The organism is Yersinia nurmii, from assembly GCF_001112925.1.
In the GTDB taxonomy this organism is placed as follows: domain Bacteria; phylum Pseudomonadota; class Gammaproteobacteria; order Enterobacterales; family Enterobacteriaceae; genus Yersinia; species Yersinia nurmii.
In genome coordinates this window covers 54,301-69,961 of the sequence record NZ_CPYD01000015.1, presented here as the reverse complement: position 1 = coordinate 69,961, position 15,661 = coordinate 54,301, and the positions used below count along the sequence as shown (strand labels likewise).

Sequence of the window (15,661 nt, the reverse complement as noted above, 5' to 3'; positions counted from 1 at the left end):
AATCAGATACCGTCGCCGTATTCAAAACCTTGGCTGACGCCGTTGAAGTGCTGGTCCATATCCAGAGAGGGTTTGTCACTCTCCGGTTTACCCACGATCCGAGCCGGTACGCCCGCCGCCGTAGTGTGAGGCGGAACCGCCTGCAATACCACAGAACCCGCGCCAATCTTAGCCCCTCGTCCTACCTCAATATTGCCCAGAATTTTCGCCCCGGCACCAATCATCACGCCTTCACGAATTTTAGGATGTCGATCGCCGCTGGTTTTACCCGTACCACCCAAAGTGACAGACTGCAAAATAGAAACATCGTTTTCAACAACTGCCGTTTCACCAATCACAATGCCTGTGGCGTGGTCCAGCATGATACCGCAACCAATGGTTGCCGCAGGGTGGATATCAACACCGAAGGCTACAGAGACTTGATTTTGGAGATAAATAGCCAGTGCTTTACGCTCTTGCGCCCATAACCAATGGCCAATTCTATAGGCTTGTAATGCGTGAAAACCTTTCAGATACAGGAGTGGTGTAGAGTATTTATCCACCGCAGGATCACGCAAGCGCACAGCCAGAATATCGCGCGCGGCGGAAACAATCATATGGGGATCGCTGCGGTAAGCGCTTTCAACCACTTCCCGGATAGCAATAGCAGGCATTATAGGATCGGCTAATTTATTCGCCAGAATATAGCTTAGGGCACTGCCTAAATTTTCATGCTTTAGCAATGTCGCATGAAAAAAGCTGGCCAGCATGGGTTCACAATCAGCCAGCGCCCGCGCCTCTGATTTAATGCTGCTCCAGACCTGCTCTAACTCTTCTGACGACATGCCTTATTCTCCCTATGACACAAACAAGTCACCCCGAGGAAACCCCAAGGTGACTTAGTACGCATTTATCTAACGGGTTAAACGCCGCTTTTTTCGTCTTTTTTGGTGCGCCCTAATAAGGTCAGGGCAGCTTCGCGGGCATTTTTATGGCAGTACAGCACCTGATAGATCTGTTCGGTTATGGGCATTTCAACACCATACCGTTGCGCCAGAGCTAATACTTCCTTGGTATTTCGATAACCTTCAACAACTTGGCCAATCTTGTCCTGCGCTTCCTGAACCCCCGCGCCCTGACCCAGCATGATACCGAATCTGCGATTGCGAGATTGATTATCCGTGCAGGTTAGCACCAAATCACCCAGCCCCGCCATGCCCATAAAGGTGGATGGATCGGCGCCCAACGCGGAACCCAAGCGGCTCATTTCGGCCAAACCACGGGTAATCAGCGCCGTTCGCGCATTAGCACCAAAACCGATGCCGTCAGACATACCGGCACCAATGGCAATCACGTTTTTCACCGCGCCGCCGAGCTGCACACCGATAAAGTCTGGATTGCTGTAAACCCGGAAACTTTTACCGCAGTGGAGCAACTCTTGTAGGTCTTCGCTGAACTGAGCGTCTGTTGAAGCTAATGCAATCGCCGTGGGCATTCCTGCCGCCAGTTCTTTGGCAAAAGTCGGGCCAGAAACAACCGCTAGCGGGATAGAATCGCCGAGGATTTCCCGCGCGACATCCTGTAGCAAACGTCCAGTTTCAGCTTCCAACCCTTTGGTTGCCCAAACAATACGCGCATCGTTGCGTAAATGGGGTTTTAGCTGATGTAAAACGTTGCCAAAAACGTGGCTCGGCACTACCACCAGAATATTACGACTGGCCGCCAGCGCGCGGGACAAATCGGTTTCTAGTAATAATGTGTCGGGAAAAGGTACGTCCGGTAGAAAAGCCTGATTACAGCGAGCATCCTGCAACGCCTGAATGTGTTTGGGATCGTGTCCCCACAACACAACGGTGTGACCATTACGCGCTAACGTGATGGCTAATGCGGTGCCGTAAGATCCGGCACCGATTACAGTCATTGAAGCATCAGTGGTGTTCATCAGGCATCCTGACGTTGTTCGGCACCTTCGCCTTCAGTTTGAGCCTGCTGCTGCAAATAGTTCATGAACAGGGCATCAAAGTTAACCGGTGCCAGATTCAGCTGAGGGAAAGTACCGCGGGAAACCAGGCTGGTGATACATTCACGGGCATACGGGAACAAAATGTTCGGGCAGTATGCGCCCAAGCAATGTGCCAGTTGGGTGCCATCGATGCCAGCAATGGAGAAAATACCGCCTTGCTGAACTTCACACAAGAATGCAGTTTCTTCGCCCAGAGAGGCCGTTACTGTGACGCGCAGTACCACTTCATACACATCTTCAGCCAGCTGACTGGAAGCAGTATCAAGATCAAGTTTAACTTCTGGCTGCCAATCCTGCTGGAAAACCTGCGGTGCATTTGGCGCTTCGAAAGAGATATCCTTGGTATAAATACGTTGGATCTGGAAAGCCATCTCTGTGTTGTTTTGTTCTGACATGTGTAAAAGTACCCTTAGTTAGACATCCTTATTAAACAGCACTACCGCCATGAGAATCCCCATCGACGAGTTTAAAGCAGCGGGTCAAGCCCACCGCGCGCATCCAGCGCATGTAAATCATCGCAGCCACCAATGTGCTGCCCATCAATAAATATCTGAGGTACGGTGGAACGTCCACTGCGTTCAATCATAACTTCACGCATCGCCATATCACCATCAATCGCGATTTCCTTGAACGCCGCACCTTTGCTGTTTAACAGCGCTTTTGCGCGAACGCAAAACGGGCAGGTCGCTTTGGTGTATATCTCAATTTTCGCCATTGATAAGACCTCAGTTATATTAATATTCCGTTGATAAAGCGATGGTTTTATTACTTACCACGTTTTATTTACCACGAGCCAGAGGCAGGTTTTCACCGCTCCAGCCAGAGATACCCTCTTTCAGAGTAAATACACGTTCAAAACCGGCTTTGTTCAGATTGTCGGCAGGCGTACGAGACGCAGTGCCGTTGGCACAAACCACAATAATAGGCTGCGCTTTATGCTTTTCCAACTCGCCTAAGCTGCCGTTTTTAATTTCGGTCGGCGTCAGGTTAATAGAGCTGGCGATATGGCCCTTGCGGTAATCTTCGCGCGAACGGGTATCGACAACAACCGCATCTTCTTTGTTAATCAAACGCGTGGCTTCACCACGAGTGATTTCTTTTACTTTAGACAGGCTGCTTTTAAAGGTGGTGACGATCACGGCAACCAGCAAAGCCACCCAAGCCAGACTCAAAATAGGATGCTGGCTAATGAATTGCATAATTTCTTGCAACATAGGGGGAAAAACTCCCGTTAGTTAGGGGTCAATATTCAAGGTCACAGAGTATACCTGCGCGTTGCGGCAAATACAGCCAGTAAGCAAGTGGTATTGCAGAAACTGAGAGGGATCGCGGAAAGTTTTCATCATTTAAACCGCCACAATCATGTCCATCCCACGCCAACCTTGATCTCTTTGGGCTATTTTTAACCTGCTTTGTAGTAAAATTACGAAAGCGATAAGTGTCAATAGCCATGAGCTACCCACGTATAGCCCATGGCTATTAACACTTGGACTTATAAGAAAATGAGGTTAAGCAATGTCGAGCAATAAAAAACCATTAGTTCTGACTATTCTAGATGGCTATGGCCACCGTGAAGACCATCAGGATAACGCTATTTTGAATGCCCAAACGCCAGTGATGGACCGCTTGTGGCAGCAAAATCCGCACACACTGATTGCCGCTTCCGGTCTGGACGTCGGGTTACCAGACGGTCAGATGGGTAACTCTGAAGTTGGCCACGTCAATCTGGGCGCGGGCCGTATTGTTTATCAGGACTTAACCCGGCTAGATAAAGAGATTAAAGAGGGCGATTTCTTTGTTAACCCGACGCTGACCGCCGCTGTTGATAAAGCGGTAAAAGCTGGCAAAGCGGTACACATCATGGGCCTACTATCCGCCGGTGGCGTTCACAGCCACGAAGCGCATATTCTGGCGATGGTCGAGCTGGCTGCCCAGCGCGGTGCCGAGAAAATCTACTTGCACGCCTTCCTCGATGGCCGTGATACACCACCACGTAGCGCCGAGTCATCTTTGAAAATGTTTAGCGATAAATTTGCTGCATTAGGCAAAGGCCGCATCGCATCCATTATTGGTCGTTACTATGCCATGGATCGCGATAACCGCTGGGATCGCGTCCAACTAGCTTATGACCTGCTGACTCAGGCCAAGGGCGAGTTTACCGCAGCCAATGCCATGCAGGGTTTGGCTGATGCCTATGCCCGCGGCGAAAACGACGAATTTGTCAAACCGACGGTGATTCAAGCCGCTGGCGAACCCGATGCTGCTATGAATGATGGCGACGCACTGATCTTTATGAACTTCCGCGCCGACCGTGCTCGTCAGATTACCCGCACCTTTATTAATCCAGACTTTGACGGCTTCAAGCGCGATAAAGTAGTTAATTTCGGTGATTTCGTGATGTTGACCGAGTATGCGGCCGATATCAATGCAGCCTGCGCTTATCCACCAGCATCACTGGCTAATACCTTTGGTGAATGGTTAATGAAGAACGATAAAACCCAGTTACGTATTTCTGAAACTGAGAAATATGCTCACGTCACCTTCTTCTACAACGGCGGCGTTGAAGAACCATTCAAAGGTGAAGATCGTATTCTGGTAAATTCACCGAAAGTGGCGACTTATGACCTACAGCCGGAAATGAGTTCTGCCGAGCTGACCGAAAAACTGGTCGCGGCGATTGGCAGCGGTAAATACGATGTCATCATCTGTAACTATCCAAATGGCGATATGGTTGGTCATACCGGTGATTATGATGCGGCAGTAAAAGCGGTCGAAACGCTGGATGGCTGTATTGCACAGGTTGTTGATGCAGTTAAAGCTGCTGACGGTCAGTTGCTGATTACTGCGGACCACGGCAACGCCGAGCAAATGCGCGACCCGGCGACTGGTCAGGCTCACACCGCCCACACCAGCCTGCCGGTTCCGCTAATTTACGTCGGCAATAAACCGGTTGCCGCGGTGGCTGGCGGTAAGCTTTCTGATATCGCGCCAACCATGCTGTCACTAATGGAAATGGAAATCCCGCAAGAGATGACTGGTAAGCCGCTGTTCATCGTGGAATAATCCTTTCTTATGAAGGATAAGGCGTTATTTGCTCGTTTGATGGTGACTGAAAACGCAAACCCCGGCAGCTGCCAATCCCTAGCGGGCCTGCTGCCAACCCGGTTTACGCGTCGTCCGTTAACCATACTGTACGCCAGCGTTTTTTGCGCTGGCGTCTTGCTATTGCCGTTATCCAGCCAAGCTGCAGATGTTCCAGTTGCTGCAAAAACGGCCGATAATAAGACTCAATTAAAAACTATTCAGCAAGATATTGCTGAAAAAGAGAAAAGCGTTCAGCAACAAAAACAGCAACGCAGCGCGCTGCTCGATCAGCTGAAACAACAAGAAAATACTATTGCCCAAGCCAGCCGTAGCCTACGCGACACCCAAGCCACTTTGACTGAATTGGGTAAAGACGTCGCCAAGCTCAACGGCTCGATTGAAAAACTGCAAAGTCAGCAGTCACTCCAGCAAAATATCCTCGCTAAACAGTTGGATGCTGCCTTTAAACAAGGGCAGCACAGCGGATTGCAGCTGATTCTCAGCGGTGAGGAAAGTCAGCGTAGCGAACGCATTCTGGCCTATTTCAGCTACCTGAATGAAGCCCGTCTGAAATCAATCAATGAGTTAAAACAGACTCGAAGCGATCTTGCGGCGCAGAAAAAAACGCTGGTAGAAAAACAGCAACAGCAGAAATCCCTCTTGAACGAGCAACAGTCTCAGCAACAGAAGCTGGAACAGGCTCGTTCAGCACGTAAAAAAACGCTGATTTCTCTGGAAGCCTCGCTAGAAAAAGACCAGCAGGGTCTGGCGGAACTGAAACAGAATGAAACCCGTCTACGCGATCAAATCGCCAAAGCAGAACGGGAAGCCAAGGCCCGCGCTGAACGAGAAGCCAAAGAGGCGGCGCGAGTTCGGGAGCAGATTAAGCTTAAAGAGCAACAAGCGAAGAAAACCGGCTCCAGCTATAAGCCGAGCGAAAGTGAGCGATCTCTGATGGCTCGTACCGGCGGCTTAGGTCGCCCAAGTGGGCAGGCTCTGTGGCCAGTACGCGGTAATGTTACACATAGATTCGGTGAATCACTGCAAGGAGAACTACGCTGGAAAGGTATGGTTATCTCCGCGCCAGAAGGCAGCGAAGTCAAAGCCATTGCCGATGGCCGCGTCCTGCTGGCCGACTGGTTACAAGGATACGGTCTCGTCGTCGTTGTCGAGCACGGTAAGGGCGATATGAGTTTATATGGTTATAACCAAAGCGCGTTAGTCAGCGTGGGGACTCAGGTTAGAGCCGGCCAGCCGATTGCTCTGGTTGGTACCAGCGGAGGCCAGGGTGAGCCTTCTCTGTATTTCGAGATCCGTCGTCAAGGACAGGCGGTCAACCCACAACCCTGGTTAGGAAGATAGGGAATAGAATTAGGGAAAAAGCATTGCACTATTTTAAAGCTCGCTCACTGTTTGTATTCGGCACCTTGCTGATAGCCTGTTCTGCGCAGGCAGGAAAATTATCTATTGTTATCGATGACTTCGGTTATCGCCCACAGAACGAAAACAAAATTCTCCAGATGCCGTTACCGATCTCTGTTGCTATCTTGCCTAATGCTCCCCACGCCAAAGAAATGGCGATCAAAGCCCACAGCCAAGGGCGTGAAATTCTTATCCATCTGCCGATGGCGCCCTTAAGCAAGCAGCCGTTAGAACGGGATACTCTGCAGCCGAATATGAGCAGCGAAGAAATTCAGCGCATTATTCAGCAGGCGGTAAACAACGTTCCTTACGCCGTTGGTATGAATAATCATATGGGTAGTGCAATGACTTCCAGCCTGTCAGGAATGCAAAAAGTCATGCAGGCGCTGGAACATTATCAGCTGTATTTTCTGGATAGCGTGACAATCGGCAATACTCAGGCCAGTCGAGCAGCGGAAGGAACAGGCGTTAAGGTCATAAAACGCAAGGTTTTTCTGGATGATGTGCAGAGTGATACGGCGATACGTCAGCAGTTCAATCGCGCCATTCAGCTAGCACGTAAAAATGGTTCGGCCATTGCCATCGGGCACCCTCATCCTTCTACCATTCGGGTATTGCAGCAGATGCTGCCGGAATTGCCGTCAGATATCGTATTGGTTCGTCCTAGTGCGTTACTGAATGAACCGGTGCAACATAATCCGGGCACGCTGACGCCAGTCAAGCCGGTTAAACCACGCGATCCGTTTAAAGACAGCAGGTTAAAAGCCATTAAGCAATGCAAAATGAAAGCGGGACATACGCCGGAGAAAATCTACGCCGATGAGGTGTTTAAAATTCTGGGGAAAAGTTTGATACAAAGCCCAGTGGCGACTTTTGCGCAGCAGCGCTGGCAGTTCTGGTTTAACAAAACCGCGCCACTTGTGGCAACTGAAGCCACAAATACCCGCTTAATCAAAACCAAATAAAACAATGCCGGGTCATCATGCCCGGCATTTTTATTAACCTGATTAAATTTCAGTTAACCACTAATCCCAGCTCAATACGACTTTCCCTGATTGACCAGAGCGCATAGCGTCAAAGCCTTTCTGGAACTCATCGATAGAGAAACGGTGGGTAATAATTGGCGTTAAATCCAAACCAGACTGTATTAATGCAGCCATTTTGTACCAGGTTTCGAACATCTCACGACCGTAGATACCTTTAATAAACAGACCCTTAAAGATAACCTGATTCCAATCGATAGACATATCGGATGGCGGTATCCCCAGCATGGCAATACGACCGCCGTGGTTCATCGCATTCAGCAAGGTACGGAAAGCTGGCGGCGCGCCGGACATTTCCAGACCCACATCAAAACCTTCGGTCATACCTAGCTCAGTCATCACGTCGTTCAGGTTTTCTTTACTAACGTTAACCGCGCGAGTGACGCCCATTTTGCGTGCCAAGTCGAGGCGATATTCATTCACATCAGTGATAACTACGTTACGCGCGCCGACATGTTTACACACCGCTGCGGCCATGATGCCAATAGGACCCGCGCCGGAAACCAGCACATCTTCCCCCACAAGATCGAAGGACAATGCAGTGTGAACCGCGTTACCAAACGGATCGAAAATGGCAGCCAGCTCATCGGGAATATTGTCAGGGATTTTGAACGCATTAAAGGCAGGAATCACCAGATACTCAGCGAATGAACCCGGACGGTTAACACCGACGCCAATGGTATTACGGCACAAGTGAGTGCGGCCGCCACGACAGTTACGGCAATGCCCGCAGGTAATATGCCCTTCGCCAGAGACGCGATCGCCGATGGAGAAACCTTTAACTTCCTGACCGATAGCGACAATTTTACCGACGTATTCGTGCCCTACAACCATAGGAACCGGGATGGTTTTTTGTGACCATTCATCCCAGTTATAGATATGCACATCGGTTCCGCAAATCGCCGTTTTAGCGATTTTGATCATAATGTCATTGTGACCCAATTCAGGCTGAGGCACGTCGGTCATCCAAATGCCTTCTTCCGCTTTCAGCTTAGATAGTGCTTTCATTGAAATTCCTTATGCGATAACGCCTAGTTGTTTACCAATGCGCACGAATGCATCGATGGCACGTTTAACCTGCTCAGTCGTGTGGTCAGCAGACATTTGGGTGCGAATCCGCGCCTGACCTTTCGGCACGACTGGATAGAAGAAGCCGGTAACGTAAATACCTTCCTTCAGCAACGCGTTAGCAAAATCCTGCGCTAATTTCGCTTCGCCCAGCATTACCGGAATAATCGCGTGGTCGGCACCTGCCAGCGTGAAACCGGCCGCCGTCATTTTTTCGCGGAATAGACGAGCATTAGCCCATAGGCGATCCCGCAGAGCATCACCTTGTTCCAGCAGAGAAAGGACCTCGATGGAGGCAGCAACGATAGCCGGAGCCAATGAGTTAGAGAACAGGTACGGACGTGAACGCTGACGCAGCCATTCCACCACTTCTTTACGGCCTGCGGTATAGCCGCCGGATGCGCCACCCAGTGCTTTACCCAAAGTACCAGTGATAATATCAACGCGACCCATCACTTCACAGTATTCATGGGTGCCGCGCCCATTGGCACCAACAAAGCCTACTGCGTGGGAATCATCGACCATCACCAACGCTTTATATTGGTCGGCCAGATCGCAAACACCTTTCAGGTTAGCAATCACGCCGTCCATAGAAAACACGCCATCAGTGGCGATCATGATATGACGAGCGCCGTCCGCTTTTGCCTGCTTCAGCTGGGCTTCCAGCTCAGCCATATCATTGTTAGCGTAGCGATAACGCTTGGCTTTACACAGACGCACGCCGTCAATAATTGACGCATGGTTTAACGCATCGGAAATAATGGCATCTTCCGGCCCCAGCAGCGTTTCAAACAGACCGCCGTTGGCATCAAAACAGGAAGAATAAAGAATGGCATCTTCCATCCCTAAAAAGCTGGCGATCTTCTGCTCCAACTGCTTGTGGCTGTCCTGCGTACCGCAAATAAAGCGCACGGAGGCCATACCGAAACCGTGTGTATCCATCCCTTTTTTCGCGGCAGCGATCAGCGCCGGATGGTTAGCCAGCCCCAGATAGTTATTAGCACAGAAATTGATTACATGACTTCCATCAGCTACAGCGATATCGGCTTGCTGGGCGGAAGTGATAATCCGCTCTTCTTTATACAAACCTTCAGCGCGGGTAGTAGCCAGTTGTTGTTCTAGTTGTTGATAGAAAGACGCGGGCATTCGGTTATCTCCAGATTTGGCAATTTCGCCTCACATTTTACTGAGTTGCTGGCTTACTGACGAGAAACCTTGTTAGAGAATGTAAGAAATGCAGCATATATCACGGGGAACTATCCTAAAGCCTCATACAAAAAGGGCGATTCCCCCCCTTCCGGCTGTGCGCTTACGCATGAAATGTTATGATGGCGCCAAATAATGTGTAGGGCATTGTGCCCGACCAAGCAGATTAATAAGGGTGAACCTGATGATTATCGTCACTGGCGGCGCCGGTTTCATTGGCAGCAACATCGTTAAGGCACTGAATGATATAGGATATAAAGATATCCTAGTGGTAGATAACCTGAAAGACGGCACTAAGTTCGTCAATCTGGTCGATCTGGACATCGCGGATTACATGGATAAAGAAGATTTTGTCGCTAGCATTGTTGCCGGTGATGATATGGGCGATATCGACGCCATCTTCCATGAAGGCGCTTGCTCCTCTACCACCGAGTGGGATGGCAAGTACATGATGGATAACAACTATCAGTACTCCAAAGACATTCTGCACTTCTGTCTGGATCGCGGTATTCCATTCCTGTATGCCTCTTCAGCTGCTACTTACGGTGGCCGAACCGATAATTTCATCGAAGATCGCCAATATGAGCAGCCGCTGAACGTTTACGGCTACTCAAAATTCCTGTTCGATCAATATGTACGTGAAATTCTGCCGCAGGCGGATTCACAAATTTGCGGCTTCCGCTATTTCAACGTCTACGGACCGCGCGAAGGCCATAAAGGCAGCATGGCGAGCGTCGCTTTCCACCTGAACAATCAAATCAACGCAGGCGAAACACCTAAACTGTTCGCTGGCAGCGAGAACTTTAAACGCGATTTCATCTATGTCGGTGACGTAGCTGCGGTCAATCTGTGGTTCTGGAAGAGCAAGGTTTCCGGTATTTTCAACTGCGGAACTGGCCGGGCCGAATCCTTCCAGGCAGTCGCGGACGCCGTGGTGGAATACCATCAGAGCCGGTCAGTGGAATACATTCCATTCCCGGAAAAACTGAAAGGTCGCTACCAGGCATTCACTCAGGCCGACCTGACCAACCTACGCGCAGCCGGTTATGACAAACCGTTCAAAACCGTCGCCGAAGGGGTAAAAGAGTATCTAGGCTGGTTGAATTCCACTATTTAAGTCATTCGCTGCAAGGAATTGATAACGGTATGAGAATACTGGTCATCGGCCCTTCTTGGGTTGGCGATATGATGATGTCGCAAAGTTTGTACCGCACCCTGAAGGCCGAATATCCGGCAGCAGAGATTGATGTGATGGCACCCGCGTGGTGCCGTCCACTTCTGGCCAGAATGCCTGAGGTGCGCCGCGCTATCCCAATGCCGCTCGGTCACGGGGTATTTAATCTGGAAGGCCGTCGCCGTTTGGGTATCGCTTTGCGCGAGGAAGCCTATGATCGCGCCTATGTCTTACCCAATTCGTTCAAGTCTGCGTTAATACCCTACTTTTCCGGTATTCGTCAACGTACAGGCTGGCGCGGTGAAATGCGTTATTTCCTGCTCAACGATATGCGCATTCTGGATAAACAGGCTTTCCCACTGATGGTTCAGCGTTATGTTGCACTGGCTTACGATAAGTCGCACGTCTCTTCCGCCGCCGATCTGCCGCAGCCCATTCTCTGGCCGCAGTTACAGGTGCAGGATGAAGAAATTGCTGAAACCACCGCCGCTTTTAATCTCAGCGATAATCGGCCTATCATCGGTTTTTGTCCTGGTGCAGAATTTGGCCCAGCCAAACGTTGGCCGCACTACCATTACGCCGCTTTGGCGCAAAAACTCATTGATGACGGTTATCAAATCACCCTATTTGGCTCTGAAAAAGACCATAAAGCGGGAGAGGACATTCGTCAGGCACTTCACGCAGAAAGTCGCGATTTCTGCCTGAATCTAGCTGGGCAAACTACGCTGGATCAAGCGGTAATACTGATTGCCGCCTGTAGCGCCGTGGTGAGCAACGATTCCGGCCTGATGCACGTTGCCGCCGCGCTGAACAAACCGTTGGTGGCCTTATATGGCCCAAGCAGCCCGGACTTCACTCCTCCACTGTCAGATAAAGCGACGGTTATTCGTTTGATTACCGGCTACCACAAAGTGCGCAAAGGGGATGCAGATCAAGGCTACCACCAAAGCCTGATCGACATTCAACCAGAGCAGGTTCTGACCGCGCTACAACAGCAGTTGGCAACACAATCTTTAACGGTAAATGAGGCGCACTGATGCACGTATTGATCATTAAAACCTCATCGATGGGCGACGTTTTGCATACGCTACCCGCCCTGACCGACGCAATGAACGCCATCCCCGGAATCCATTTCGATTGGGTGGTAGAAGAAGGATTTACTCAGATTCCCAGTTGGCATCCGGCGGTGGATAAAGTGATTCCGGTGGCCATTCGCCGCTGGCGCAAAAACTGGTTTGGTAGTGATACACGACAAGAACGCTGTGACTTCAAACGAGTCGTACAAGAGCGCAGCTATGATTTGGTGATCGATGCTCAGGGCCTGATAAAAAGCGCTGCGCTCATCACCCGTATTGCCAAGGGCACCCGACACGGCCCCGATTGCAAAAGCGCCCGTGAACCCTTCGCCAGTTGGTTTTATAACTGCCGTCATGAAATAGACAAGCAGTTACATGCCGTTGAGCGTACTCGCCAGCTCTTTGCTAAAAGTCTAGGCTATACCAAGCCGGAAACTGTGGGTGATTACGCTATCGCTCAGCGTTTTATCAGCCAGTTACCGCCAGACGCCGGGCAATATCTGGTTTTCCTACATGCGACGACCCGTGACAGTAAGCATTGGCCGGAAAGCCATTGGCGTCAGTTAATTCAGCTGGCTCAACCTACCGGGCTGAAAATTAAGCTGCCGTGGGGCGCAGAGCATGAATATCAACGCGCAGTACGTCTGGCCGATAATTTCCCGCACGTAGAAGTGCTACCGAAAATGAGTTTACAGCAAGTTGCAGAGGTATTAGCCGGTGCCAAAGCTGTGGTTTCCGTTGATACCGGACTAAGCCATCTAACGGCAGCGTTAGCGCGACCTAACATCACGCTGTTTGGCCCAACCGATCCCGGATTGATTGGCGGTTACGGTGAAAATCAGGTATCGGTAATCTCTAAAGAGAAAAGCATGGATACCATTCAGGCCACAATTGTCATGGCAGAATTGGATAAAATCATCGCCTAAGTGACCGAATTTCCTCATCTGCGCAGCCTCTCTCGCTGCGCAGATCTCTCTTAAATCTCACTGATTACCCTTTGTCAGACGAATACTTTTCCGTTCGCTTCGTTGATATAAATATTAATAATATGCTGTTAGTTCTTACCGTGATAATTAACTATTACATGTATGAGAAAATGATATTTAAGCAAGAATAAGTCATTTATCCACAGCGATATTACGGCGCTTAACGAAAATAATTAAAGGAAATCGCTAATAAAGGCGAACATCTTCATAACGACCAATGAGTTAGCCAATATCTTGAAGCCATCAGATATTTTATCTCTCTGTAATACAGATATTTTCAGATTAACAGATAAAAAACACTCACCAATAAACTTCTCACTCTTATATACTGTTTTACGCCTTTTTTACTGTAATCAGTCTTATTCTCGATAAGATATCGATACGATAAAAATACCCGTTCAAACTTGGGAACGGGTTCGGTTTTTATACTGATTGATATTTGAGCCGGTAAAATAGATCGGCGTTAGCCACCATTGGACATTACATAACCGGAAGAGAGCCTTTCTTCGGCAGTTATGGTATTATTCTGAATAACTCATATAAATGAATTTGATAGAATGTTACTGCGTTTATATCAGGTACTCCTCTACCTAATCCAACCTTTGATTTGGCTGCGATTGTTGCTACGTAGCCGTAAAGCTCCTGCTTACCGTAAGCGCTGGGGTGAACGTTATGGTTTCTGTGCCGGTAAAGTGGTCGCTGGCGGCATTATGCTGCATTCCGTTTCTGTCGGTGAAACTCTCGCGGCTATTCCGTTGGTTAGAGCTTTACGCCATCGCTATCCGTCATTACCGATTACGGTAACCACCATGACGCCCACCGGTTCTGAGCGAGTGCAATCTGCCTTTGGCAAAGACGTTCATCACGTTTATCTCCCTTATGATCTTCCCGGTTCCGTAAATCGTTTTCTCGATCAGGTTAATCCTAAGCTGGTTATCATCATGGAAACCGAGCTATGGCCAAACCTGATTAATGCGCTGCACCACCGTAAAATTCCATTAGTTATCGCCAATGCGCGTCTTTCTGCACGTTCTGCGGCAGGCTACAAAAAGATTGGCGGTTTTATTCGCAATATATTGCGACGTATTACGCTGATTGCCGCACAGAATCAGGAAGATGGTGAGCGTTTTATTGAATTGGGTCTGAAACGATCTCAGTTGACCATTACCGGCAGCCTTAAGTTTGATATTTCGGTCACACCAGAACTGGCCGCGCGAGCGATAACCCTTCGCCGCCAGTGGGCTGCCCATCGCCCGGTGTGGATTGCGACCAGCACCCACGACGGCGAAGAAGCCATTTTGCTGGAAGCTCATCGTCAATTGTTATTACAGTATCCAACCCTATTATTGATTCTGGTGCCGCGTCATCCAGAACGTTTCCCGAAAGCGATTGAACTGACCCAAAAAGCCGGATTCAGCTACACCTTACGCAGCGGTGGCGAAGTGCCATCCAGCAGCACTCAGGTGGTGATCGGCGATACCATGGGTGAACTTATGCTTTTATATGGGATTGCCGATATGGCATTTGTCGGTGGTAGCCTGATAGAACGCGGTGGGCATAACCCACTCGAAGCCGCTGCCCACGCTATTCCAGTAATGATGGGGCCACATACGTTCAATTTCAAAGATATCTGTGCCAAGCTTGAGCAGGCCGAAGGGCTTATCACCGTCACCGATGCAGCCTCACTGGTGAAGGAAATTAGCATGCTACTCACCGACGAAGATTGCCGCCTCTACTATGGCCGCCATGCGGTTGAAGTTCTGCATGAGAACCAAGGGGCATTGCAGCGGTTATTGCACCTATTGGAACCTTATTTGCCGCCGCGGAGCCACTAATGAGCGCCAAAAAACGTCTGTCTGTGGTGATGATCACTAAGAATGAAGCGGATCTACTACCAGAATGCCTAGACTCCATTTCCTGGGCTGATGAGATTGTCGTTTTAGATTCTGGCAGTGAAGACGACACTTTGAATTTAGCTCGTCAATACGGCGCGCAGGTTTACAGTAACGTTCAATGGCAAGGTTTTGGCAAACAGCGACAGCTAGCGCAGCAATACGCTACCGGTGACTATATTTTGATGATCGATGCCGATGAGCGCGTCACACCTGAATTAAAAGCCTCTATCGACGCCGTATTAGCGGCTCCGGATGATAACGCAGTGTATAGCTGCGGCCGTCGAAATCTGTTTTTGGGGCGTTTTATGCGCCATAGCGGCTGGTATCCGGATCGGGTAACGCGTCTGTATGCTCATCACCGCTATCAATATAACGATAATCTGGTGCATGAATCTGTTGATACCGGAAACGCGAAAGTTATTCCGCTGAAAGGGGATTTACTGCACTTAACCTGTCGTGATTTTTTTGCTTTTCAGCGCAAACAACTCAGCTACGCCGAGGCTTGGGCTACACAACGCCACCAACAAGGTAAAAGCTGTAGTTATCTCTCAATTCTTAGCCATACTCTCGGCGCTTTTTGCAAGACCTGGCTGTTCCGCGCCGGATTTTTGGATGGTAAACAAGGGTTATTGCTGGCCATAGTTAATGCGCAATATACTTTCAATAAATACGCCGCCCTGTGGGCACTCAACCAAAAATAACGCA

15 protein-coding genes are annotated in these 15,661 nt (G+C 49.5%); 8 read left to right on the top strand and 7 right to left on the bottom strand.

Translation table 11 applies throughout. The features are described from left to right. Positions 1–2 precede the first annotated feature (2 nt). From cysE to AD970_RS16510, 5 genes are all read right to left on the bottom strand, one after another. Positions 3–824 (bottom strand): serine O-acetyltransferase, encoded by an 822-nt coding sequence (gene cysE, locus AD970_RS16530; RefSeq protein ID WP_049601524.1) that lies wholly within the window; start codon positions 822–824, stop codon positions 3–5. A gap of 77 nt (positions 825–901) precedes the next feature. Further along, positions 902–1,921 (bottom strand): NAD(P)H-dependent glycerol-3-phosphate dehydrogenase, encoded by a 1,020-nt coding sequence (gpsA, locus tag AD970_RS16525; protein WP_049601520.1) that lies wholly within the window; start codon positions 1,919–1,921, stop codon positions 902–904. Continuing rightward, positions 1,921–2,397, bottom strand: a complete 477-nt coding sequence (gene secB / locus AD970_RS16520; protein WP_049601518.1) for a protein-export chaperone SecB — start codon at positions 2,395–2,397, stop codon at positions 1,921–1,923. The genes gpsA and secB overlap by 1 nt, the downstream gene beginning before the upstream one ends. A gap of 71 nt (positions 2,398–2,468) precedes the next feature. After that, positions 2,469–2,717 carry a glutaredoxin 3 gene (gene grxC, locus AD970_RS16515; RefSeq protein ID WP_049601515.1) on the bottom strand — a complete coding sequence of 83 codons (249 nt, stop codon included), beginning with the start codon at positions 2,715–2,717 and terminating at the stop codon, positions 2,469–2,471. A 64-nt stretch (positions 2,718–2,781) separates the two neighbouring features. Next, on the bottom strand, positions 2,782–3,216 hold the full coding sequence (locus AD970_RS16510; protein WP_049601512.1) for a rhodanese-like domain-containing protein: 435 nt from the start codon (positions 3,214–3,216) through the stop codon (positions 2,782–2,784). A 301-nt stretch (positions 3,217–3,517) separates the two neighbouring features. Here AD970_RS16510 and gpmM point away from each other — a divergent pair, with 301 nt between their 5' ends. From gpmM to AD970_RS16495, 3 genes are read left to right on the top strand one after another with little or no spacing between them, the layout of a single operon-like run. Next, positions 3,518–5,065 (top strand): 2,3-bisphosphoglycerate-independent phosphoglycerate mutase, encoded by a 1,548-nt coding sequence (gene gpmM, locus AD970_RS16505; RefSeq protein WP_049601509.1) that lies wholly within the window; start codon positions 3,518–3,520, stop codon positions 5,063–5,065. A gap of 9 nt (positions 5,066–5,074) precedes the next feature. Beyond that, the gene (envC, locus tag AD970_RS16500; RefSeq protein WP_049601505.1) at positions 5,075–6,448 is read left to right on the top strand and encodes a murein hydrolase activator EnvC; all 1,374 of its coding nucleotides are present in this window, start codon (positions 5,075–5,077) and stop codon (positions 6,446–6,448) included. A 23-nt stretch (positions 6,449–6,471) separates the two neighbouring features. Continuing rightward, the gene (locus AD970_RS16495) at positions 6,472–7,473 is read left to right on the top strand and encodes a divergent polysaccharide deacetylase family protein (protein WP_049601502.1); all 1,002 of its coding nucleotides are present in this window, start codon (positions 6,472–6,474) and stop codon (positions 7,471–7,473) included. Positions 7,474–7,533: 60 nt separating this feature from the next. Here AD970_RS16495 and tdh read toward each other — a convergent pair whose 3' ends face one another. Together tdh and kbl are read right to left on the bottom strand one after the other, a co-directional pair. After that, the gene (gene tdh / locus AD970_RS16490; RefSeq protein WP_049601501.1) at positions 7,534–8,559 is read right to left on the bottom strand and encodes an L-threonine 3-dehydrogenase; all 1,026 of its coding nucleotides are present in this window, start codon (positions 8,557–8,559) and stop codon (positions 7,534–7,536) included. 9 nt (positions 8,560–8,568) lie between these two features. After that, complete coding sequence (gene kbl / locus AD970_RS16485; protein ID WP_049601499.1) at positions 8,569–9,765, bottom strand: glycine C-acetyltransferase; 1,197 nt, start codon at positions 9,763–9,765, stop codon at positions 8,569–8,571. Between the two features lie 244 nt (positions 9,766–10,009). Here kbl and rfaD point away from each other — a divergent pair, with 244 nt between their 5' ends. The 5 genes from rfaD to AD970_RS16460 all read left to right on the top strand — a co-directional run bounded on the left by rfaD (position 10,010) and on the right by AD970_RS16460 (position 15,657). Further along, entirely contained in the window at positions 10,010–10,942 is a 933-nt protein-coding gene (rfaD, locus tag AD970_RS16480; protein ID WP_049601497.1) for an ADP-glyceromanno-heptose 6-epimerase, read from the top strand. 29 nt (positions 10,943–10,971) lie between these two features. Next, entirely contained in the window at positions 10,972–12,036 is a 1,065-nt protein-coding gene (gene rfaF, locus AD970_RS16475; RefSeq protein ID WP_049601490.1) for an ADP-heptose--LPS heptosyltransferase RfaF, read from the top strand. Further along, entirely contained in the window at positions 12,036–13,001 is a 966-nt protein-coding gene (rfaC, locus tag AD970_RS16470) for a lipopolysaccharide heptosyltransferase RfaC (RefSeq protein ID WP_049601489.1), read from the top strand. The genes rfaF and rfaC overlap by 1 nt, the downstream gene beginning before the upstream one ends. A 617-nt stretch (positions 13,002–13,618) precedes the next feature. Further along, positions 13,619–14,896, top strand: coding sequence for a lipid IV(A) 3-deoxy-D-manno-octulosonic acid transferase (gene waaA / locus AD970_RS16465; protein ID WP_049601486.1), 1,278 nt, complete (start codon positions 13,619–13,621; stop codon positions 14,894–14,896). Continuing rightward, on the top strand, positions 14,896–15,657 hold the full coding sequence (locus tag AD970_RS16460) for a glycosyltransferase family 2 protein (RefSeq protein WP_049601484.1): 762 nt from the start codon (positions 14,896–14,898) through the stop codon (positions 15,655–15,657). The genes waaA and AD970_RS16460 overlap by 1 nt, the downstream gene beginning before the upstream one ends. The last annotated feature ends 4 nt before the right edge of the window (positions 15,658–15,661 follow it).

What these genes read in the sequence shown, in the direction of transcription:
- cysE (WP_049601524.1), bottom strand. Translation starts at nt 824, where the DNA reads ATGTCGTCAGAAGAGTTAGAGCAGGTCTGGAGCAGCATTAAATCAGAG.
- gpsA (WP_049601520.1), bottom strand. Translation starts at nt 1,921, where the DNA reads ATGAACACCACTGATGCTTCAATGACTGTAATCGGTGCCGGATCTTAC.
- secB (WP_049601518.1), bottom strand. Translation starts at nt 2,397, where the DNA reads ATGTCAGAACAAAACAACACAGAGATGGCTTTCCAGATCCAACGTATT.
- grxC (WP_049601515.1), bottom strand. Translation starts at nt 2,717, where the DNA reads ATGGCGAAAATTGAGATATACACCAAAGCGACCTGCCCGTTTTGCGTT.
- AD970_RS16510 (WP_049601512.1), bottom strand. Translation starts at nt 3,216, where the DNA reads ATGTTGCAAGAAATTATGCAATTCATTAGCCAGCATCCTATTTTGAGT.
- gpmM (WP_049601509.1), top strand. Translation starts at nt 3,518, where the DNA reads ATGTCGAGCAATAAAAAACCATTAGTTCTGACTATTCTAGATGGCTAT.
- envC (WP_049601505.1), top strand. Translation starts at nt 5,075, where the DNA reads ATGAAGGATAAGGCGTTATTTGCTCGTTTGATGGTGACTGAAAACGCA.
- tdh (WP_049601501.1), bottom strand. Translation starts at nt 8,559, where the DNA reads ATGAAAGCACTATCTAAGCTGAAAGCGGAAGAAGGCATTTGGATGACC.
- kbl (WP_049601499.1), bottom strand. Translation starts at nt 9,765, where the DNA reads ATGCCCGCGTCTTTCTATCAACAACTAGAACAACAACTGGCTACTACC.
- rfaD (WP_049601497.1), top strand. Translation starts at nt 10,010, where the DNA reads ATGATTATCGTCACTGGCGGCGCCGGTTTCATTGGCAGCAACATCGTT.
- rfaF (WP_049601490.1), top strand. Translation starts at nt 10,972, where the DNA reads ATGAGAATACTGGTCATCGGCCCTTCTTGGGTTGGCGATATGATGATG.
- rfaC (WP_049601489.1), top strand. Translation starts at nt 12,036, where the DNA reads ATGCACGTATTGATCATTAAAACCTCATCGATGGGCGACGTTTTGCAT.
- waaA (WP_049601486.1), top strand. Translation starts at nt 13,619, where the DNA reads ATGTTACTGCGTTTATATCAGGTACTCCTCTACCTAATCCAACCTTTG.
- AD970_RS16460 (WP_049601484.1), top strand. Translation starts at nt 14,896, where the DNA reads ATGAGCGCCAAAAAACGTCTGTCTGTGGTGATGATCACTAAGAATGAA.